This window comes from Pseudoalteromonas sp. 31A1 (assembly GCF_011378815.1).
Lineage (GTDB): Bacteria > Pseudomonadota > Gammaproteobacteria > Enterobacterales > Alteromonadaceae > Pseudoalteromonas > Pseudoalteromonas arctica.
In genome coordinates, this window is the sequence record NZ_WTKY01000016.1 from 16,802 (window position 1) to 39,627 (window position 22,826).

Genomic DNA, 22,826 nt, shown 5'->3' on the forward strand with positions numbered 1-22,826 from the left:
AATTTATCTTCCACTTAGTAAATAGACGGCCAGTGCCAAGTAACAAACAAATAGTGACACTTCAAACCAAGCCACTTTCCAAATACGGTCATGCCAATCTAGTCGATGCAAAGCAAAACGAGTCAGCGCTGTTAAAATAAACGCAATTGGGAAGTAAACAATCAGCGGGCTAAACTCTAATCCCCCTAACACGACTGCTTGAAACATAATAAATATCCTAATGTTATTTAAAGCGGTGATAAAAGCTGTAAAACCTAAATAAATTTACATCCTCACTACTCTTACAATCTATTATTTTGGCATATAAATCAATTAGCTTAATTGTACGTAGGTGTGCTTAATACATAATTAATGCCATTACATTTAAGCAGCATTAACTATGTATAGTAGCTAAATCGCATATTAAAAAGCTAAAGATCCCAGTTACCAGCCAAATAAATAAAACCAGCGAGGTTTATTTATAAAAAAGTATTAGAGTATTTAACTCAATACTTAAAACGCCTATTTATAGCTGTTTACAGAAGGGTGAGATAATTATAAACATTGAATTTTGCACTAAAAATGGGTAAATTAACAAAAAAACAACATGGATATAATTTTAATGGAATCAATACACCCTACCCCATCTGAAACAACCCCACCAATAAATGAGCCTGCTGAACCAATTTTTAGCGGAAAAGTGCAGTTTAGTGGTAAAGGCGGTGAGTTTTTTGGAATTTGGATTGTAAATATATTACTTAGCGTTATTACGCTTGGCATATACTCAGCGTGGGCTAAAGTACGTACGCATCGCTATTTTTACGGCCACACCCGTATAGATGGTCATAGCTTTGACTACCTAGCAACGCCAATACAAATTTTAAAAGGTCGGATTTTAGCGGTTATTGTATTTTTTATTTATACATTTTCTATTAGCTTTATGCCTATTTTAGGCCTGTTTATTGCTCTTGGTTTTATCTTTTTAATGCCATGGATTATTAACCAAGGTTTACGTTTTAATCTGCGTATGACCCGCCATCGTAATGTTCACTTTGCTTTTAAAGGCAGCTATGGCGAAGCCTTTGTTAACTTTATACTTTTACCTATTGCCAGCATATTTACGCTTTATTTATTAATGCCTTACGTTATAAAACGTATTGATAGCTATATCCATAGCAATATTAGTTATGGCGACAAACCGCTTACTGTAAATCTAAAAGGCGAAACCTATTACTTAACAGCGCTTATTTGCTTTGTAGTGAGCTCTATCACCATGGTGGTATTTATGGGGATTTTAGGATTATTTGGCCTCAACTTAGTAGATATTGAAAATCAACAAAATTTAGAAAACTCCCCTGCAATGGTTATGCTACCTATACTTATGATGATTGCCTATGTGCTGATGATTGCCATTGTTTCTGCTGTATGGCATGCCGCTATTAGAAATCATATTTTTGATAACAGCCATTTTGAAGGCGTTGCTACATTTAAATCAGAGCTAAAGCCCATTCCTTTCGCAGTTTTACTACTCACTAATATGTTGGCTATTGTATTTTCTTTAGGGCTTGCATACCCATGGACAAAAGTGCGTACATCAAAAATGCTCGCTGATGTAACTAACGTCACTATTTATCCTGGTGCATTGAATCTGATTGATACCGCGCAGGATCAGCAATCATCATTTGCTGAAGAAGCTGCAAACGTATTCGATATTGACCTTTCTTTAACTTAAGAGCTCACTATGCATGTAAAGGGACATTTTTTTCCCAAAGCATCGAGTAATTATCAGGTGTGTGTTGCAACTATTAGCGACACACACATTGAAGTTATCAACGATGAATATGTTATTGCTCGCCACGCAATCTCAAGTCTTAATTTAAGTTCGGGGATGGCAGGACTTGCTGACGAACTAAACTTTGAAGATGGCAGTCGTTTTATTCCACTAGATGTAAGTTACAGATGGCCATTTAAAGAAAATAACCATCATATAATGGAACGCCTTGAAAAAAGTAAGTGGGCCATTTTAGCCGCCGTAATTTTTACGCCACTATTTATGTGGTTAGTACTTTATAAAGCAGTGCCCGCCATTGCTGTTTATAGTGTTGATACCCTACCGCGTAGTGTTGTAGAGCAAATGGGTGAGCAGAGTTTTACCCTTATTAAAAAAATTGCGCTTGACCCAAGTGAGCTACCGGCAGAGCAGCAAGCTAAAGTACAAGCGCATTTTAAAGATATGCTTAATGCATTATCGCTTGATCAATCAGTTTATAGATTATCGTTTTATAAATCAGACAGCTTTGGCGCTAATGCGTTCGCACTGCCCCATGGTCGTATAGTCGTCACCGATGAGTTAGCTAATTTACTTGCCGATAAACCTAATGCGCTAAAAGCGGTATTGCTACACGAAATGGGCCATGTAGTCCACCAGCATAGCGTACGTATTACAGCACAATCTGCCGCAAGTACGATTGTGCTAGCAGTTGTATTTGGTGATTTAGAAGGGGTTGCAGAGGTTGCATTAGGTACAGGCGCATCATTTGCTCAGCAAGGGTTTTCACGAGATATGGAACGCGAGGCAGATACTTTTGCACTCACCCAATTGGAGTTGTTAGGGTATTCAAGCAATGACTTTGCTGATGCTATAGAAGCACTGCAAGAAAGTCATACTAGCGAAAACGAGCACCTCGAAAAAGTAAATGACTTTTTAGAGTATTTATCTAGCCACCCAAGTGCACAAGAGCGTATTAATAATGCTAGGAAATAATCGCGGTTATATTCAACTTGCTCGTTACATAGTGAGTTTAAGTTGGATATATCATGGCTTTTTTCCAAAGCTTTATCATATTGCACCACTTGAAAAATTAATGACTGGCAGTGCTGGTTTTTCAGCAGAAGTGTCTGACTTAATTACACGTTCGGCGGGTTTTGGCGAAATTATATTTGGATTGTGTTTATTTGTGTTTTATAAAAATAAACACTTAGTAATTTTAAATATTTTAGCATTAATTGGCCTTCTACTCGCTGTAGTTGCAGTGCAGCAACAATTGCTTATTGAAGCATTTAACCCTGTAACTACTAACCTGCCTCTTATTGGGCTAAGCGTTATTTGGTTAAAGGAAATTAAGCTGCTGAATAATCGATACCTCTAAGTAAAAAAAGGGTATGCAAGCGCATACCCTTTTTTGTAGTATTTAATTTGTAAAATTAGTACTTATTTTTATGCGTCCACAAATGCAGTAATTCGCTCGCAATGGTTGCTGCGGCAATTGCGGTAAGCTCACTTTGGTCGTACGAAGGTGATACTTCTACCACATCCATACCTACCATGTTTATGCCTTTTAGCGCACGCAGTACTTTAAGTACTTTATCTGACGTTAAACCACCGCACACAGGAGTGCCTGTACCAGGCGCAAACGCAGGGTCTAAACAATCTATATCAAACGTTAAGTAAACAGGTAGGTCACCTACTCGTTCAAGTATTTGCGCTGCAATATCATTTGCATGTAAATCGTTGGCTTGCATTGCATCAATCACAGCAAACTCATGTTTACTTTGATCAAAGTCGGTACGAATACCTATTTGTATACTGTGCTCAACATCAATCAGCCCTTCCATTGGTGCATGATAAAACATAGTGCCGTGATCAAAACGCGAGCCATTGCTATAGGTATCGGTGTGCGCATCAAAGTGCACTAACGCCATTTTGCCATGTATTTTTGCATGAGCGCGTAATAGCGGAAGCGTCACAAAGTGATCGCCCCCTAAACCTAATAGCGTTTTACCTTGGCGAAGTATTTGCTCAGCAGCCATTTCTAGTTGCGCAGTAAAATACTCAGGATCGCCAACAGGGTAAGTAAAGTCCCCTGCGTCTGCCACTTTTAAACGCTCAAATAACGGGAACGTCCACGGGTACTTAGTGTCTTCCCATGCTAAATGAACCGACGCACGACGAATCGCATCCGGACCTAAACGTGCACCAGGGCGACCCGATGTCGCTAAATCAAACGGTAAGCCTAAAACGACTACGTCTGCATCAATTGCATTAATATTTTGCACCATAGGACGACGCAAAAACGTCATCCCATTTGAGTACAATGAGTGATCTGCGTGACCAAACAAAGTCGACATTGCTTATAACTCTTCTAAATAAGTGTAGCCATCAAGGCCGCTTTGCAACTCGTCTAAAACGCTTTGCTGTTCGTGTTTTTCAATTTTAGTGCTTACTAACTGCTCGTATGATTGCTGAAAACTTTCAACATCTAAATGTACATAGCGCATCATATCGGCAACAGTGTCGCCTTGGTTTATCTCGGTAATACTTGCAACGCCTTGCTCATCCATATTAACAATTGCGCTGTGCGTATCGCCAAACAAGTTATGCATGTCACCTAGAATTTCTTGATAAGCACCCACCAAGAAAAAGCCCATTAAATAAGGTTTATCAGCGCTAAACTCTGGTACAGGTAGTGTGCTTTCAATGCCTTGTCCATCTACGTAATGCTCAAGTGCACCGTCTGAATCACAGGTTATATCAAGTAATACAGCACGTTTTTTTGGTGCTTCAGTTAAGCCACTTAATGGCAATACCGGAAACACTTGATCAATGCCCCATGCATCTGGAAGCGATTGAAATAACGAAAAGTTTACAAAAAACTTATCGGCTAAACGTACGTTTAACTCGTCAATAATAGGACGATGAAAACGGTTTTTGTTATCCATGTGCTTGTTAAGTTCATAACAAATACGAATATTAATTTGTTCAGCCCACGCACGCTGCGCTAAGTCTAATAAACCGAGTGCAAATTGGTTATGCGCTTCAGCTAAATCACCTTGGCTGTCGTGATAAATTTCAATTAATGCACGGTCATCCGTTAAATCAGTTAATTGCACAAACGATGCCCACATGTTTTTTAATAAAAGTGGTGCATCTGCCGCTGGCGCTACTAACTCTTCTGGCGTGTAACTTTCAGTACCAATAACATTAGAAATAAGCACAGCATGATGCGCTGTAAGCGCACGACCCGACTCAGAAATAATAGTCGGCATTGGTTGCTCATATTGCTTACATGTATCACCAATGGTGTACACAATGTTATTTGCATATTCAGCTAAGCTGTAATTCATAGAGTTATGCGATTGGCTACGTGTGCCGTCGTAATCAACAGCTAATCCACCACCTACATCAAGGCAATCAATTTCTGCGCCTAACTTACGTAGCTCACAGTAAAAACGCGCCGCTTCGCTTACACCTAAACGTACGTCACGAATGTTCGCCATTTGTGACCCTAAGTGAAAATGTACTAGCTGAAGTAAATCAAGCTGGTTTGCGTCTTTTAAACGATTAACTACATGCAAAACTTGCGATGCAGATAGACCAAATTTTGATTTTTCGCCGCCACTCGCTTGCCATTTACCTTTACCTTGCGATGCTAAACGTACACGAATACCAATGCGTGGTTTTACGTTAAGCTCTTTTGCTTGGCTAAGTACCATGTCTAGCTCAGAAAGCTTTTCAAGTACGATATACACTTTATGACCTAGCTTTTCGCCAATAAGTGCTAAACGTACGTATTCTTTATCTTTGTAGCCGTTACATACAATAACCGCGCTGGTTTTTTCAGCCAGTGCTAGTACCGTAAGTAGTTCAGGCTTGCTGCCTGCTTCTAAACCAAGTTGCTTTTTTTCTACTTGTGCTTGGCTTGCTACTATTTCTTCAACCACTTCACGTTGTTGGTTTACTTTTATTGGGTAAACTAATAGGTAGTCTTTAGGGTAACCATAGTTTTCAATCGCAGTATTAAATGCGCCGCATAAGCTGTGTACACGATGGTGTAAAATTTGCGGAAAACGAACTAAAGCAGGTAAGCTTAAACCTTTCTCTTGTAGTTGCTTTGCGATATCTGTTAATGCAATGGTTTGCTCTGGTGCATGAGCCTTGGGTGCAACATACACATCACCTTGATCATTAATACCAAAAAAACCTTGGCTCCAATGACGAACATTGTAGCTCGTACGAGCTTGTTCTAGTGATGTTGTTTCTTTCATTTATCTTTCTCTTTTATTTAATTAATGCCGACTCGGCTAGTGGCGCGCATTAAAAGAAAAATAGACATTCAAGTCCAACAAGTATTTTTACTCGTAACGAGTGATTTTTAATATTGATAAAACGACCAATCACGTATTGCTCTCTAGCGTATATAAAATATGGCGTTGATGACTATTAAAGATAAGGAAAGTTGTAAAAGTGACAATTTTAAAATCACTTATTATAAATTTTATTAGCAAAAATGAGCTGCCCGAGTAAATTAAGGACGTGCAACCTCTTCGCCCGATATTTCTGGCTGTTCAGCCAGTTTATTGTGGTTAAGTAATACATATATATTTTTTTTAATATATGGGTAAATTTGTCCCCCTAAAACGTTCAACGTCAATCTAAAAAAACATAACCGTTCATCAATACTTATAGTGAGTATTCATATCAATAAAAATAAATACAATTTCACCTTCAATACATTTTTGCTGCTGGGGTTTTGGTAGCCTATAAATAAAAAACGCAAAAAAAAGATAGCTAGCTGCTATACATGCAAAAATAATCACAAGACATGAAATGTTCATCTTTTTCCTTATTTGAAAAAAGCGCTAGTTAGGTATTCAAATTAAAACTTTAGAGCATCTTATTACAGTAAATAGATAATTAGCGTGCGGGATTTTGTGACGTTTTAATAAGGGTAAGGTAACCATTCTTGCCAATTAAAGCTTTCGTTATACATCTCATCAACTATATCCATATACTCTGACTTTGTAGCTAAGAGGTACGCTTGCCTCTCTTTTGGGCTCATATAGGCAAGCCAATAAGGGAGATAACCTGGGTAGTCTACCCCAAACATATCTTCAAAAAATCGGCTTTCAGGAAGCTCAAGGGTGATTTCATTATGAGTAAGCTTTGGCATGTCTTTGAATCAAATAGACTTTGGGGCGAACATAATTATCGCCATACCTAGCAGTGCTACTAAACCACCGATAATATCCCACATAGTAAGCTTTACGCCATCAACCACCCATAACCATAATAGCGCAACGCAAATATATACGCCGCCATAAGCTGCATATACACGACCAGCTGCATCAGGATGGAGAGATAATAACCAAGCAAATAAAGCTAAACTTAAAGCACCAGGGATTAAAAGTAATATACTTTTATCCTCTTTAAGCCAAAGATAAGGAAGGTAACAGCCAATAATTTCGGCAAGAGCAGTTATGAAAAATAGCGCAATAGTTTTTACTTCAAACATAACGTTCTCACGTAATTTAATTAGCTAAGTAACATACAAATGTTGTTACTTAGCTATTTTACTTATTCAGCTAATGCCATTGCAGCAAGCTTCATTGTACTTTCAAACGACTTAGTACCCGCTATAAATAAACCATTGTGGCAGAACACGGCATCTTCAATACCTGTTTCATCTACAAAAGATTCATCAGATAGGCCTGACCATGCTTTAGGAAGCGATTTTCTATCTTCAAATGAACCTGGCTCAACTGGCACTGTTTGTAATATCCACTGCCCCGAATGCGACGGATAAACCATGTATAACGCATCGCTTGATAAAATATGCACTGTTTTTTTCCATGGGGTGTATTTTTCAAGCACGATTACTCGAGCATCTTCTGCACTTTCAATTGCTTTAGCAACAATCGCTTTTGCATTTACACTACCGTGAGCTGAAGCGATAAAACGCGTTAGCATACGCGCTGCAAATTCAACAGCTTCATCAAAACAGGCATCAAAGTTACTTTCTTCTTCCCATGTAGGGTTAAACATTGAAATTGTTTGGCTCAGTGTTATGCCCTCAACCACACCTTTTACGTAACCGCAGTCAATGGCATCAATAGTCGATACCAGGCCAGAGTCAACTCTATCTGCCACTGCTTGATTATCATTACAAAGCGTTAAACCGTACTTTTTCCAAATTAAACCAAATGATGAATAAGGAGTGCCATTTTCACGCTCACCCGCACCACCGCGTTGATGATGATCAAATCGACCTATATCTGGGTTATATTCGCCGCCTACATCAACAACAATATCAGCACTTTCTATAAGCGCTTTATCGCGAGTACGAACAAGCTTAAACGCTGGCAAAATATGTTTAAGTACCGCAATACTAAAAACGTCGTCTGCATGAAAATTACCATTGTGGGTTACTACTGTTATTTCGCTCATTGGTTTATCGCTACTATTAGAAAAGATAAAAATTCTCGCTTTGTAAGTTAATTACTAATTATCGAGACAGATTTTATACGAAGACAGGTGTTAAAAACAGTGAAGTATTTTTTGCTTAGCTATAAAAGGAGTTTTTATAGTTATTAGTTTTAAGTATAGCGTTTATTGCAAGGTAATAATGGGTGATTGCAGGAAAGGGTATTTACGACACGTTAAACTTTAACATGCCGCAGAGCTAGTTAACTTATTGGCTAAGCCCTAGTTCCATAAATACACTTTGTGGATTATCGACATATGAGCCAAAGCTGCCACAACGTTTAAAGCCTAAATTTTCATATAAACTGATAGATTTTATTTGCTTTGGGCCTGTTTCTAAACGTATTAACGGGATTTGCTTTTCACCAGCTTGATGCAATAAAATTTGCATAATACGTCTCGATAGCCCTTTACCACGATGGCTTGGTTTAACGTATAAACGTCTTATTTCGCCATAAGGTTGAGTATCAAATTTCTCGACAATCGCACCGCAGGCAATAATTCCCTCTTCGGTTTTTAAACCAATAGCATATACATTAGGTGAGGTTAATTCGTCTAACTCAAGAGACTGAGCTGTTGCAACAGGGTACAACGAATTTATAAGTCGGTCTATATCGTCAAATACGTTAACTACATCGGGATCACTTGGATTCAAATCAACTAACTGCATAAAGCTTCCATTCATTGTTATAAGTTTATTAAGCTTTAAATAATATATTTAAGCGGACGTAGCTTAGCACTGTTTAACAAAAAAATCTTTAGGGGAGCCCGCATTGTGAAATTTCATCACTAAGAGCAATAAATAATCCAGTACCAAAATGAGTAGTTAGATTATTGCTATTAAATTGCGTTGAGCTTTAAGTAATGAGATCGTGAGGCTTATTTTTAGCGTTATGCCATTTTAAATAGCGCTCCTTATCCATTGGTTTTGCGATTAAATAACCTTGCATCGAATCAATGTTCATTTTTTTAAGTAAATCATATTGCTCAGCGGTTTCTACACCTTCTGCAACAACGGCCAAATTTAAGCTTTTCCCTAAGCTAATAATTGTTTGCGCGATATTAAAACCAATGTCATTGTCTAAAATTTTATCTATAAAACTTTTATCTATTTTTAATTCTTTAACGGGAAACGCACTTAAGTAAGCTAAGCAAGAATACCCAGTTCCAAAATCATCAATAGAAAATATAAAACCCGCAGCAATAAGCTCTTTCATTTGTTTAATTGTATATTCTATATCGTTTGAGATCATCGACTCGGTTATTTCTAACTTAATTTGTGAAGCTCGAATATCAAACTCACTTATAGTACTAAACAGCTCTTTTTTTAAATTTGATGAATTAAACTGACTTTGGCTAATATTAATTGAAACACTGAACGAATCGTCAATAGCGCTGGCTTCTTTAAGTTCATTAATTAAAATACATATATCGCGTAATACTGCATTTTGTAGTTTTTGTATAAGTCCGTACTGCTCAGCTATAGGTATAAATTCATTTGGCGCTATAAGGCCTCTTTGCGGATGGTTCCATCTAATTAGCGCTTCAGCTCCAATAATATCTCCGCAAGTATTAACTTGTGGCTGAAAATAAGCACAAAACTCATCAGAAGCAATAGCTCTAACAATGTCGGTTTCAAGCTCGGTTTGCTTTTCAAGCATTGTTTGCGACGCTGGATCGTAAAAGCTACTGCTGTTTCCGCCTTTCTTTTTAGAGCGATACATAGCAGTGTCGGCAAACTTTAATATATTGTCAGTTTGTGCGTTTACGCTGTCAATTAGGCAAATACCTATGCTGCAACTTACTTGAAAGGCAAGTTCGCCGACTTCAAAATTATCATGAAACACGCTCTGGATTTTTTTTGCCACGGATTCGCATTCATAAATTGCCTGCTTTGTATTTTCACCTATGTCTTCAAGTAAAATAATAAACTCATCGCCACCGGCTCTAGCTAACGTGTCTGAGCTTTTGATTATGGCGTTTAATCTTTTTGATAGCTCTACAAGCACTTCGTCTCCAGCACTGTGCCCCAACGAATCATTAATACGCTTAAAGTTATCTAGGTCTAAAAATAATAAAGCTCCAATATTTTTTATACTTTTGATGCTCTCTACGCACGTATTTAACCTATCGCTAAGCATTCTTCTATTTGGCAAATTGGTGAGTGGGTCATAAAATGCAAGCTTATGAACTTCTTGCTCTGCTTTTTTCCTTATTGAAATATCCCTGGCCATCCATACAATATGCCGTTTTTTCGGGTTCTCAGGATGGTAATGATCTAAAGCAGCGGCTCGTCCTTCAAAAACTATACTCCCCTTCGGGACATTTAATTCATATTCAAATATTTGCATATCGTTAGTCGACAACGTTTTTGCAATGACTGCCATTATCATTTGCGCATCTTTTTGAGGAAGTAAGTCTTTAACATTTTGACCAATAATATCCATGGTCGAATCAAGCAGTAACTCATTAGAAGTACCATAAACATCGGTATATATGCCGTCTTCACTTAAAATGAGGATGAGATCGGGCATTACTTTGGTAAAGGCTTTAAATTTTTCATTACTGTGCTGTAAATTAGCGACAAGCTGTTTTGCCTTCTCAAATTCGTTACTTTTCTCAAGAGCAATACTTGAAAAGTGTACAAAAAAATCAATTAATTCTAACTCTTGCTCTGATGGGGCTTTAGGGCTGCTGTGATAAATAGCAAAGGTGCCTAACAAATCAGCTTGAGTTGACATAATAGGCGTTGACCAACATGACTTAAGATCAAACTTTAACGCTAAGTCTTTAAAATCCACCCACAGTGGTGAAGTTTCAATATTTTCTACAATTATGCGCGATTTCGAAAATGCAGCAGTACCACATGAACCCACTTTTGGCCCTATGTAAACTCCATTAAGCAAACCACAGTACTCTGGATGAATATTAGGGGCTGCACAATGAAAAAGCTGCTCGCCTTTAGCTGATAAAATGGAACACCTAGCAGATTCATCATCCATAATTTTTTCTATCGATAAACAAATTTCAGTAAGCACCTCATTTAAAGGTGCCCCTAATGCAATTTTAGATAAAATGCCTTGCTGGTGAGATAATAACTTTTTTAACCTGTCCGTACCCATTTTCACTTGCTCGCATTATTTATACATATTGATACAACAAAAGCCTCAAGCAGATGCTTTTTTTACTATGTAGTAAAGTTCAGTATAGTCATGATTAGTAAGTTTATTATTTTATTAATAAAAAACTAATCTGGCCTATTTTGATCAATCATAATTGCATATTACTAAACATCTGTAGTTACCATATAACCAAAATAGCAACATTAAAGCTAACACTTTGTTACCTAAAAATACTGTTTAAAATTACTCAGCTATTTATACAAGTGCAAATGGAAAATATTTTTTGAGGTAGCTGTGCAGATCATACAAGGTATGGAATATTTTTTTCGGGATTTAAATTAATTAGCCAAAAAGGGTTAAAGCGTTTTGTGCTTATCCCGCTTTTAATTAATATTTTACTATTTGGTAGCTCGTTGTTTTTTATTTTTCTGGTCAAGCGACTGTTTTAGCTACATAAATAACATACTACCCGAGTGATTAAGCTGGCTTGAGTGGTTAATGTGGCCAATCGCAGTTTGGTCGTATTATTTGGCTACAGCATGCTATTTACTATAATCACTAATTTTATTATACCAATCTGCTTATATATGGGGTCTATTTAACGTTAAGAAAATTACGCTAGAACTAGGCAAAAATTTTTGTATCTAGTTGTTCTAAATAAAAAATTTTTAACGACGTTGTAGTGCAATTTGATTCGTTAAATTGATCAAAGATTTATGCAGGTTGGTATTACAGCCCCATTCAATGCTTTATTAAGCGAAAAAGTTGAGCTTTATTTAACGGGCCAAAAAATTAGCGATATGGCTTTTCTGAATTAGTTAAAGATGTACCTGGAATGCTTGCCCGTGAGTGTACAAAGCTGTGCTACTACCCTCTATGCACTATTGGATTTTTTATATTACTTTGGGTTTTATTGGTCAAGTATTATGGGGTTTATTTACGTGTTGGATGTGTGCGGTGCAATACGAAGACTATGCGTTTGATAACCATAAAATTGACTTTAAGCAGATGAAAGACGATTTAAAAGCTAAGCAAGGTGTATCGTACGGATTTGGTTTTGCTGTTATGTTATTAACCGCTATACCATTTATAAACTTAATCGTTATGCCTATTTGCTGTGTGATTATGCTCACCGAGCCTTTAATTTTAATCCTTGCTTTAACCCTTATTGCTGGTGCTGCTGCACTGCAAAGTTTACTTGGTTTTGGCTTAGGGGTTATTGCTACGCCAATTTTAGTATTGATTAATCCTGCTTTTATACCCGCCCCTATTTTGCTTCTAGGGCTAGGCTTATCGCTATTAAGTACACTAAATAATAAAAAGAACATACAGATTAGTCGTATTAGCATTACTTTATACGGGCGTTTTAGGTAGACGTTACCCTAGCTATAGCCGCGGTGTAACCAACTTAATAACCTCTGATGACAAGCAAGCGTTAACCATTATTTGTAGTTCAAGGGTCGATTTAATACCAATCTGCTTATATACGGGGTCTATTTAACGTTAAGAAAATTACGCTAGGACTAGGCAAAAATTTTTGTATCTAGTTATTCTAAATAAAAATTTTTTAACAACGTTATAGTGCAATTTAATTCGTTAAATTGATCAAATATTTATGCAGGTTGGTATAACTACCTCACTTAAAAGTGATAACAGTTATATGATTAGCGCTGAAAAATTGAAAAAAACAAAAATTACTCAGTTAATCATGGGATCGGAATTGACGAAGATATTTGGCTAAAAATAAATTATCTCGGTATGGGGGTCTTGGTAGAAAACCCCGACCACTCTAGACTCGATGCAGGGGGCGCTAATCTATAAATAAGATTGATTACCTCACGTTGGGCAATCAATCCTTTATTTAGCTTTAATACCTATTGCTTATAAACCTTGCTCAGTAGCCATTTTTTTCGCAATTTGTGGGGCAGTCCAAAGTGATGGTAACAACACAAATGATACAGGTACGGCGGTTACTACAATAAACGACTGCAGTGCAGAAATACCACCTGAACCTATCGAAATTAATATTGCTGCCATAACCCCCATCATAATGCCCCAAAACACTCTAACGGGTGTTTGCGGATGATCGTTACCCGTCATTACCATAGATACCGAGTAGGTCATGGAGTCACCTGTGGTTGCTACAAATATTGTGGTTAAAATTAAAAACAACACCGATATAACAAAGCCCATAGGCAGCTGCTCAGTAATAGCCAACAGTGCAGCGGGTAAATTTAAGCCCGCAAAGGGTTCTGAAATAACACCCGGGTTTGCTAACTCAAAAAATATACCTGAACCACCCACTATCGTAAACCAAAAACAAGTAATAACAGGAGCAATTATTGAGATAAGCGTGATCATTTCGCGAATAGTACGGCCGCGTGAAATTCGTGCAACAAACATAGCCATTAAAGGTCCATAACCTAAAAACCAGCCCCAAAAGAATACCGTCCACCAGTCTAACCAGGCGGTATCGGCACGAAAAGTGGCCATAGGAATAAAGTTATTAATATAAAGCCCAAACGAATGAATATAGCTATCAAAAATAAAAGCTGTAGGCCCCATCAGCAAAATAAACAGCATTAACGCTACGGCTAAAATTACATTAAAGCGACTGAGTAATTGAATTCCTTTAGTGACGCCACTTACAGCAGATAGAGTATAAATTGCAATTAAACCAAATAAAATAGCCACTTGAGTGGTGTAAGTATCTGGAATACCAAATAGCTTTTCTAAACCAAAACTTACTTGCAACCCTAAAAAACCAATAGGGCCTACCGTGCCTGCTACTACAGCTATAACACAACACGAATCGACAATAGCACCAAATGCGCCTTTCATTACGCGCTCACCAAATACCGGATACAACAAAGTACGTGGCTTAAGCGGTAAACCTTTTTCGTAATGTAAATGCATATAAACTATGCCTGTAAGGCTGCCTAAAATAGCCCAGGCTAAAAACCCCCAATGCATAAAGCTTTGCGCTAAAGCATTAAATGCAGCCTCTTTAATCCCTGACTCACCACCAAAAATTGGCGGCGGCGAAATAAAATGCGCCATGGGCTCAGCAGCAGCCCAAAACACCCCACCACCAGCAAGGAGTGTACACATAATAATGCTGATCCACTTAAAGGTGTTAATCTCTGGTTTTTTTAAACCACCTAATACCACTTTTCCGGTACGTCCAAAGGCTAAAAACAACCCAATTATAAAGGTCGAAAGCAATAATATTTGCCAAAAGGCACCAAACGTTTTAGTAGAAAAAGCAAAAGCGGTATTGATCCAACTCGACATCAAATCAATATCATAAAGTGCTAGCACAGCAAATAGCACAAGAATGCCACCACTGATTAAAAATACCGGTATATCTACCCCTACCAAATACTTTATTGTAGATGAATGCTCATCCTCATGTTGTTTTGTTACTCCAGTAGTGCTCATTTATCGTCTCTTGATGGATTTTTAGTTACCGACAAAGCGACATACCACAACACCCACCCTAAATACGAAATGAAGCGACGCGAATCAAAAGGTTAAATTATCTTTCGATCTTACTTTATTCCGAGTTTAGAAAATGCCATAACAAATATCTTAACTGCCAACTTGTAAATATTTTACCCTTTTCAGCCACCTAATCCAACGGTACTCTAATTATTAATAGTGAATTTACACAATAGTAAAGCCTTGCTTACAGCTATTTTTAATAATAAACAAATATAAAACAACAATTTTGAAGGGGTTAGGAAAACAGAAATAGCAATATAAATAAAGAGATGGAAAATACAGCGATAGAACAAGATACATAAGGCTAAGTATATTAATAGTCAAATGCATAATTAATCTCGCAATATATTTAATATGTATTGATAGTATTTTTGTAAAAATAACTAAGATAATATTTTGGGTAAATTTATTGATAGTTTTTAAATTATTAGCAACGCGTATAACACACATAAAAAAGCGCTTAATAAGCGCCTATTACTTTAATAAATACGATACTTACACTAATACTTGACGCGTGTTTGCTATAAAGTGATGTACTTCGCGCTCAATTTTAGGGTCAACAGGCTCATCTGGTCGACGATCATTCGGGCAAGGCATTTTTGGCGTAGTACCAAATAAGCGACAAATTAATGGGCGCTCGTCATATACAGTGCAGCCATTGGGGCCAAGATGCACACAATTGAACTCGTTTAACGCCGCTTCATGCTCCGCATCTGTTTTTACCGGTAAGCGCGACATTTCCTCTGAAGATGTTGTTACTGGCCCGCAGCAGTCGTGGCATCCTTTTACGCATTCAAACGCTGGAATATTAGCGCGCAATCGTAAAATTACTTCCTGATTTTTGTACATCACTATTTATACCCTTTATTTTTGCAACGCACTGACGCGGCAACTTTACTAATTTCTCCACAATGCATCAAAACGATGCCTAAGCCTAGAGTGGCTAGATCAGCTATAGTACGCTTTGCACTGCCCAAAAATCAAGCTAAGTTAGCGTTTAATTACGCCATAGTGCTAATATATACAGCTTGCAAACTAATTGTCGCTTATTAAGCTGGGAGAAGAAAATAGTAAACTGGCCGTTGTTATTATTTAACTTAAACACTTTGTTACCTAAAAATACTGTTTAAAATTACTCAGCTATTTATACTGTCACTAATGGTGAATATTTTTTGAGGTTACAGTGCAGATCACACAAGGTATGGAATATTTTTTTTCAGGATTTAAATTAATTAGCCAAAAGGGGTTAAAGCGTTTTGTACTTATCCCGCTTTTAATTAATATTTTGCTGTTTGGTAGTTCGTTGTTTTTCTTGTTTGGATGGTTAAGTGATAGCTTTAGCTACATTAGCAACATGCTACCAGAGTGGTTAAGCTGGCTTGAATGGCTAATGTGGCCAATTGCAGTATTAGTCGTGCTATTTAGCTATAGTATGCTCTTTACAGTCATCACTAATTTTATTGCAGCCCCCTTTAATGCTTTATTAAGCGAAAAAGTTGAGCTTTATTTAACGGGTCAAAAAATTAATGATGACGGCTTTGCCGATTTATTAAAAGATGTGCCTAGAATGCTTGGCCGTGAGTGGACAAAATTATGTTATTACCTGCCTCGCGCAATTGGCTTTTTCATACTACTTTGGGTTTTACCTGTCATAGGCCAAATATTATGGGTTTTGTTTACCTGTTGGATGTACGCGGTGCAGTATGAAGACTATGCGTTTGATAACCATAAAATTAGCTTTAAGCAGATGAAAGACGATTTAAAATCTAAGCAAGGTTTATCATACGGGTTTGGTTTTGCTGTTATGTTATTAACGGCTATACCCTTTGTAAACTTAATAGTTATGCCTGTAGCTGTGTGTGGTGCAACACGTTTGTGGGTCGATAATTATCGACCAAAATACCGTAGTTAATTAAGAGGTTGCTGACTTTTCAATATTCAAAGGACACCGCACCCGAGATAAAAAAGCACCTAAGGTGCTTTTTTAATCTATTTTTAAAACAATAAACTCAAGCGATGCACGCCTTGGTAATGCGACGCTTTGTTTATCTACTTCTTCAAATTTTTTAATCAAAATACTAAAGCGCTGATTGTTAAAATTAACGGCTGTAACTTCACCAATTTTTATACTGTAGTTTTGCTGCTGATCAAACAGCTTTAGTGTTCGCCCTTTTATACGCTCTACGAATAAGTAAGGTGTTTGGTCTGGCATCTTTAAACGGATAACATTGATTTTACTTAACTCATGTACCGCCACCCAATTTTGACTCTGCATTAACGTATTATAACTACTAATGCCTTCAGGCTGATAAACAACATCTTGGCTTACAACGCATGCCTTACAGCCCTTTACTGATTCAACTCGCCAGTCAATAGCTGTATTTTTGTAATATAAATTGTCATTTTTTAGTAACCATTCACGTGCATTGTTAGTATCGCTACACGCTATTAGTAAGCTTAAAAAACTACTACCAACAATAAACTTAATACTTAACCCTAGTTTCATATTAATGCTCTTTAATTGCTTTTAACTCAGCAATAATTGCACTACTTGGCTGCGCTTCTTTTATATAACTGGGCAGCGTTTCAATATTAGTAGGTGAGCTTTGTAAATTATACACCTTACTATTATTAGTATTTGGCACGCCAAATCGATTACCTGCACTTTGCATATAAAACTGCAAATTAAGCATGCTCCACTCATCTACATCACTAAGTATTGATATTGTATTATCTTGGTTAGTATCAAAGCTGGTTAAGCTTTCGGTGTTAATTGCATTACAGTTAAAATCAACAGGTAGTGAGCCATTTCGATTTAACCCCTGTGCTTCAAGTATTGTGCTCTCATTTAAATCTGCTGAACTACCACTTGAATAATCAATAATAAAATCATCTGTAGAGCCTAAATGACTATTAGTATTTGGTGTAATATCGCAGCTAGCATTGCCTGGATAAAAACGCTCATAATAACGATCGCCTTCGTTATTACCTATTGTTGATAAACCCGCTAATTGATATAAATAATTCATAGAGCTTAAATGATTAGGCTTAAAGTTAACCTCTTCATCGCCACCATGGTATAAGCCTAAGTTATGGCCTAGCTCATGAAAGATAGTTGATGCTTGATAATTATAAGTTACATTGGTTGATATTTGCGTATCGAGCGTTAAGCCCCAGCCGCCCATAGTTACCATTAAATCATTACCGCTGATCTCAGCAATACCCGACCCACTAATACTGCCATCTTCATTTCCACTACTTGCCATTAATAAGTAATGAAAAATGGGTCTGCGGGTTATATCGGTATATTCCATTTTATAAGCAAACAAATTAGGGCTACTTAAATCGTACTCAAACGGAGTATAACTATTAAAAGGGACAACATTTCCGCCACCTAAATCAAAGTTTTGCGGCGCAATATCGCTATTTTGATCAAATAAGTCACCTACATCAAAATGAACGGTATAGCCTTTACTTGCAAATACACTAACAATTTTTTCAAGTGCATTTCGATGAGGGGTTATTCCAACATCACTACTATCCATATAATCTATTTCAATAAATATATCTTTTTGTGAAGTACGCGCTCCCCATTCATATAAAGGCAGCCCACCAAATGTTGCTCCCTCTACCTCTGCGCAATCTGGAATACCGTCTTCATCATCATCTATTGAGCAAGTTATATCGTTAGGCCCTGCCGGAGTATTGAATACTGAGTAGTTCCAGTCTGTATTTTGGTTGGTATCGGTTGCGCCGAGCGTACGCTTTAAGCTGGCGCCCTGCTCTGGCAGTATTTGTGCAGCATTTTCGCCTTGCCACTGCGAGGCTGTTTCAGGCTCTTGGGTTGAATTTCCAAACTTAACAAAGTCGATAGTTTGTGTACCCGCACTATTAAGTAATTCTGCAAAACCATTTATGTACCAATAAGGCCTAATTTGATCATTCGCGCTACCAACAAGCACAAGCTTAGTGTTATTTAATGACGCACTTGCTAAAAAATCATCGCCAAAGCGGCTTTGTAAAATAATATAGGCGCCATTTAAAAGCTCTTTATTAGGCAGCGTAAATATTTGCTCATCACTCAACGTACTATCAGACATATTAATACTGCGAGCTTTAAGAGAGTAGTCTTGTAAATTTACTGTCGCACCGGTGCCGTTATAAAGTTCAATCCAAGGTAAGTCATTACTAAATTGCACAGATGAAAGCTCTGTTATTTTTATATCTTGGCTAGAAGTTGTAAACGAGGTGGCAGTTTGCGCCAAAATAGTTGTGCTATCAAAATTAGCTAAATCAGCTGTAACACGAACAATATATTGAGTGTCTTCATCAAAGCTTGCGCTTAAATTTACAGTATGAAAATAAGTACTTGTGTCGCTGGTAGTACCCGACAAACTTTCAATAGTTAAGGCCAAGCAAGTAGTAAAATTATCTGCTGACACTTGTACGCTTCCAGTACAAGTACCACTGCTAGAGTTAACGGCTAAAGTACTCACGAGCATAATATCTGAAAATGTAATGCTAACAGGGCTATCTACAAAGACTGGTTCATTACTATTTTGGGGCGTTACATTACTAATTGTAGCGGGCGTTGAATCAACAACGGTAACACTCAGTACAAATTCGGTTGTGTCTTTTGTATCAGTCGCCGTTAACGTATAGCTTTGTGGAGTGATACTGTTTGCAGGAGGTGTGTAACTAAAACGTAAGGCTTGGCCATCAATAACACTGATTTGCGCTCCATTTAAATCATCACCAAAGTCAATCTGTACGCTATCGTTATCAGCGTCGCTAACCACTAAGCTAAATTCTGTGGCTTGGTTATATTGCACATTTATATTTACATCATCGGCAGCCGGTGGATTATTTGGGGCTAATATTACAACTATTTTCTGGGCGCTATTTGTAGCGTTATCGTCATCGGTAACAGTTACTACAAACGTTACATTGGTATTTTGCGCAACAGTGGGCGCATTAAAGCTAATACTTGTTTCTGTTTGGGTAAATTCAACTACAGGGCCACTTGTTTGCTGCCAGGTTATGTTATTAATACTACCATCGCTGTCTTGTGCATCTGCAACTAGGGTTACACTGTCATCTTTTTCAGCTTCTTCTGGGCCTGTAACAATGACTGTTGGCGCGCTATTTACTTGATTAATTAAAACCGTTTTACTCGCTTGAGCGCTTTTACCGGCATTATCTGTTACGGTTACGCTAAAGCCTAGCGTTGTATTTTCAGATACATTGGGGGCAGTAAAACTAAGTACACCATCTGACTGGCTAAAATCAACATTATCTCCCGCAGACTGAATCCAACTAATAGTGCTTATGGTTCCATCTGTATCTTGAGCGTTAGCAACTAAGCTTACTTGTGTGTTAGCAAGTGCACTACTTGGGCCTGTAATATTAACTGTAGGTGCATTATTTTGAGAAGTGATAGTGCCTGAAAATACTTGTTGTGCAGTAGCACCTGAATTATCAGTAACAGTAACTGAAAAGCTAAAGGTCGTATCAGTGGTTACACTCGGTGCAGTGGCTGTAAGCGTATTGCCATTAACAATAAATGTAAATTCAGGACCACTAAGTTGTTGCCATTGATAATTGGCTATTTGCCCGTCACTATCACTTGCAAGCGCAGTAATAGTAAACGATTGGTTAGAGACAATAACGTTACTACTAACAGAGAGCGTAACACTGGGCGCAGCGTTACCAGAGGGCGTAGTTGAATCACTACCTTCTCTGCCGCCGCCACAACCTGTGATTAAAAGTGATAAAAAAAGTAAACTTAACCATTTATTAATATTGTTTTTTACCACTTTTAGCCTCTACATATTAACTATACAAATTTTGTGGCACCTTAGTAACGTTTAAATGAACGGTTATTTCCTCACGATCATGATAGAGATGTTTAGCTTGTAACTCGTAATTAATACTATGTTTCTCAAGCTCTTTTCTTATCATTGAAAGACATTCATAAACACTATCAAAGCGTTTTTTCATAGGTAGTTTTAAGTTAAATATAAACTCTTTTGCGTATGCATTTACTGCCCAGTCAATCATTAGCGTAGTCACTTTGGTTGGTTTTTCCACCATATCGCACACTAACCAAGTAATATTTCTTTTTTCTGGGCGATATTTAAAACCATCTGCTCTAAAATGTTTAACTTGCCCAGTTTGCATTAAATCGTCATTCATTGGGCCGTTATCAATCGCACTTACAAACATACCACGGCGTACAAGCTGATAAGTCCAACCACCCGGGCATGCACCTAAATCAACACTGCGCATACCTGCTGCCACGCGTGATTCACGTTGTTGCTCAGGAATAAATACATTAAACGCTTCGTCGAGTTTTAACGTTGAACGACTCGGTGCATCGCTTGGCATACGAAGGCGTAAAATACCCATGAAAAATGGAGAATTATTAAAGCTATACGAGTAACCAACATAAGCCGTATTGTTTGTTAAAAACATGACATGCATTACTGGGCGGTTTGCTTTTGGCTCACGCAGTACTGTATTTTGTTTTTCGAGGGCTTTTTTAAGCGGCGTTGATATTTTTTTACAGAACGTTAAAAGCTCTTTGCCTTCATTTGTATCTGGCGTTTCTACGCGCAGCTCTGAGCACAATGTAAAATCTTTAGCAGCTTCAACTACTGCACTTACACGGTCCTCTACTGGCATGTTTTCAAGTAATGTACCGGCAAACCATTGGCGTGCGAACACCATATTTTTAAAATCGACTTTTTTGATTATTTCGTCGCTGTGATGCGCTTCAAAACATTCGTAAACAACATAACCTGTATTTGGCTTTGCTTTTACATACCCTGCAAAACCCTGCTCTGCAGCATGAAACGTTATTTCAGCAGCGGCATCGCTTTCAAAACCACTACGACAATAAATCACAACACTAGACATATTAACCCTTAAACTCTTTAAAACTTAAATCGTGCGACTTGCACTAAAATAACAATCCAACCAATAATAAAGCACAATCCACCAAGCGGTGTTATCGGCCCTAGCCACTTCATATCTGTTAGAGCGAGTAAATATAAACTGCCACTAAAAAGTAGTGTGCCCGTTATAAAAAAGCCACCAGCCCAACTCAGATTTATGCCCCATTTAATTAAAATAGCCACCGCAATAAGTGCAAGGCCATGCACCATTTGATACTCAGCAGCTGTTTTAAAAACCCCTAATGAATACTCCGATAAACGGCTTTTTAAACCATGGGCAGCAAATGCACCTAACATAACCGAGAGCATACAAAAAATACTGCCGGCCATTAAAAATAATTTAATCATCTAATCCCCTAATCGAGTCTTAACACATCTCTACTTGTTGCTTAATAAATTCAACGGCACTTAACGCTGCTGTTTCTCTATTTTGCAGTTCAGTTACGCCACTTTTTTTACGTGGTTTTAATGAATGATCGCCATCAGTCAGCCATGTGAGTAAAGGCTGTTTTGGCATTTCCATAGTAAGCAGTTCTTCACGTGTACCAAATGTATCTCGCTCGCCCTGTAATACTAAAAAAGGGCAAACAATATCAGCAAAATGATCGGTGCGTAACTTTTCTGGCTTACCCGGCGGATGAAATGGATAACCAAATGCAATAACACCCGAAAGTCTTTGCTCTGTGCTGCACGCAAGCATTGATGCCATGCGTCCGCCCATCGATTTACCGCCTATAAATAACGGTAAATCTGGCTGCGCCTGACCAAGCACTTGCTCATAATAAGTAAGTAGCTTTGGCGCTCGCTCAGGAGGCCTACGTTTATTAGTTTGTTTAGCAATTTGCATATATTCAAAATCAAATAAACCAACATCAACACCTTGCTCGCTTATTAATTTTGCCATATGTTGCATAAAGTCAGAATCGCTACCGGCACCTGCACCATGCGCAAATATAAACTGTGCAATTGCAGGTTGTGCGGTGCTTTTAAACCATTCAATCATTA

General features: G+C 37.7%; 19 protein-coding genes and 2 pseudogenes. 6 read left to right on the forward strand and 15 right to left on the reverse strand.

The genetic code is table 11. The features are described from left to right. Positions 1-3: 3 nt before the first annotated feature. On the reverse strand, positions 4-207 hold the full coding sequence (locus GQR52_RS14380; protein WP_008171772.1) for a DUF1656 domain-containing protein: 204 nt from the start codon (positions 205-207) through the stop codon (positions 4-6). Positions 208-601: 394 nt separating this feature from the next. On the opposite strand from GQR52_RS14380, the gene GQR52_RS14385 reads away from it, so the two are divergent. From GQR52_RS14385 to GQR52_RS14395, 3 genes are read left to right on the forward strand one after another with little or no spacing between them, the layout of a single operon-like run. After that, entirely contained in the window at positions 602-1,711 is a 1,110-nt protein-coding gene (locus GQR52_RS14385; RefSeq protein WP_165728886.1) for a YjgN family protein, read from the forward strand. Positions 1,712-1,720: 9 nt separating this feature from the next. Continuing rightward, positions 1,721-2,743, forward strand: a complete 1,023-nt coding sequence (locus GQR52_RS14390) for a M48 family metallopeptidase (protein WP_165728887.1) — start codon at positions 1,721-1,723, stop codon at positions 2,741-2,743. Continuing rightward, complete coding sequence (locus tag GQR52_RS14395) at positions 2,730-3,128, forward strand: DoxX-like family protein (protein ID WP_165728888.1); 399 nt, start codon at positions 2,730-2,732, stop codon at positions 3,126-3,128. Before GQR52_RS14390 ends, GQR52_RS14395 begins: the two co-directional genes overlap by 14 nt. A 55-nt stretch (positions 3,129-3,183) precedes the next feature. On the opposite strand, the gene speB is transcribed toward GQR52_RS14395, so the two are convergent. From speB to GQR52_RS14430, 7 genes are all read right to left on the reverse strand, one after another. Next, positions 3,184-4,107 (reverse strand): agmatinase, encoded by a 924-nt coding sequence (gene speB, locus GQR52_RS14400; RefSeq protein ID WP_007583987.1) that lies wholly within the window; start codon positions 4,105-4,107, stop codon positions 3,184-3,186. 3 nt (positions 4,108-4,110) lie between these two features. Then, a complete protein-coding gene (gene speA, locus GQR52_RS14405; protein ID WP_165728889.1) occupies positions 4,111-6,024 on the reverse strand; it encodes a biosynthetic arginine decarboxylase in 1,914 nt (637 codons plus the stop codon). Between the two features lie 674 nt (positions 6,025-6,698). Beyond that, the gene (locus tag GQR52_RS14410) at positions 6,699-6,929 is read right to left on the reverse strand and encodes a hypothetical protein (protein WP_024611212.1); all 231 of its coding nucleotides are present in this window, start codon (positions 6,927-6,929) and stop codon (positions 6,699-6,701) included. 9 nt (positions 6,930-6,938) lie between these two features. After that, the gene (locus GQR52_RS14415; RefSeq protein WP_165728890.1) at positions 6,939-7,271 is read right to left on the reverse strand and encodes a YnfA family protein; all 333 of its coding nucleotides are present in this window, start codon (positions 7,269-7,271) and stop codon (positions 6,939-6,941) included. A gap of 62 nt (positions 7,272-7,333) precedes the next feature. After that, positions 7,334-8,203, reverse strand: coding sequence for an MYG1 family protein (locus GQR52_RS14420; RefSeq protein WP_165728891.1), 870 nt, complete (start codon positions 8,201-8,203; stop codon positions 7,334-7,336). Between the two features lie 244 nt (positions 8,204-8,447). Further along, a complete protein-coding gene (locus tag GQR52_RS14425; protein WP_165728892.1) occupies positions 8,448-8,909 on the reverse strand; it encodes a GNAT family N-acetyltransferase in 462 nt (153 codons plus the stop codon). Positions 8,910-9,096: 187 nt separating this feature from the next. Continuing rightward, positions 9,097-11,361, reverse strand: a complete 2,265-nt coding sequence (locus tag GQR52_RS14430) for an EAL domain-containing protein (protein ID WP_165728937.1) — start codon at positions 11,359-11,361, stop codon at positions 9,097-9,099. 294 nt (positions 11,362-11,655) lie between these two features. Here GQR52_RS14430 and GQR52_RS20555 point away from each other — a divergent pair. Next, positions 11,656-11,930, forward strand: a pseudogene (locus tag GQR52_RS20555) (EI24 domain-containing protein); the annotation flags it as partial. Between the two features lie 159 nt (positions 11,931-12,089). After that, positions 12,090-12,477, forward strand: a pseudogene (cysZ, locus tag GQR52_RS14440) (sulfate transporter CysZ); the annotation flags it as partial. Positions 12,478-13,242: 765 nt separating this feature from the next. On the opposite strand, the gene GQR52_RS14445 reads toward cysZ (GQR52_RS14440), so the two are convergent. Beyond that, positions 13,243-14,802, reverse strand: a complete 1,560-nt coding sequence (locus GQR52_RS14445) for a BCCT family transporter (protein ID WP_165728893.1) — start codon at positions 14,800-14,802, stop codon at positions 13,243-13,245. 558 nt (positions 14,803-15,360) lie between these two features. Next, positions 15,361-15,714, reverse strand: coding sequence for a YkgJ family cysteine cluster protein (locus GQR52_RS14450; RefSeq protein ID WP_165728894.1), 354 nt, complete (start codon positions 15,712-15,714; stop codon positions 15,361-15,363). 334 nt (positions 15,715-16,048) lie between these two features. Here GQR52_RS14450 and cysZ (GQR52_RS14455) point away from each other — a divergent pair, with 334 nt between their 5' ends. Continuing rightward, positions 16,049-16,777, forward strand: a complete 729-nt coding sequence (cysZ, locus tag GQR52_RS14455) for a sulfate transporter CysZ (RefSeq protein ID WP_165728895.1) — start codon at positions 16,049-16,051, stop codon at positions 16,775-16,777. 72 nt (positions 16,778-16,849) lie between these two features. Here cysZ (GQR52_RS14455) and GQR52_RS14460 read toward each other — a convergent pair whose 3' ends face one another. Genes GQR52_RS14460 through GQR52_RS14480 form a run of 5 tightly spaced genes read right to left on the reverse strand, consistent with a single transcriptional unit; the run spans position 16,850 to position 22,824 of the window. Then, positions 16,850-17,371: a hypothetical protein gene (locus GQR52_RS14460; protein WP_165728896.1), complete on the reverse strand. Its 522-nt coding sequence runs from the start codon at positions 17,369-17,371 to the stop codon at positions 16,850-16,852. A 1-nt stretch (position 17,372) separates the two neighbouring features. After that, positions 17,373-20,681 (reverse strand): hypothetical protein, encoded by a 3,309-nt coding sequence (locus GQR52_RS14465; protein WP_165728897.1) that lies wholly within the window; start codon positions 20,679-20,681, stop codon positions 17,373-17,375. A 16-nt stretch (positions 20,682-20,697) separates the two neighbouring features. Beyond that, positions 20,698-21,783 (reverse strand): 23S rRNA (cytidine(2498)-2'-O)-methyltransferase RlmM, encoded by a 1,086-nt coding sequence (gene rlmM, locus GQR52_RS14470; RefSeq protein WP_007583974.1) that lies wholly within the window; start codon positions 21,781-21,783, stop codon positions 20,698-20,700. A gap of 17 nt (positions 21,784-21,800) precedes the next feature. After that, entirely contained in the window at positions 21,801-22,169 is a 369-nt protein-coding gene (locus GQR52_RS14475; RefSeq protein ID WP_007583972.1) for a DUF423 domain-containing protein, read from the reverse strand. A gap of 19 nt (positions 22,170-22,188) precedes the next feature. Further along, complete coding sequence (locus GQR52_RS14480) at positions 22,189-22,824, reverse strand: alpha/beta family hydrolase (RefSeq protein ID WP_165725707.1); 636 nt, start codon at positions 22,822-22,824, stop codon at positions 22,189-22,191. Between the last annotated feature and the right edge of the window lie 2 nt (positions 22,825-22,826).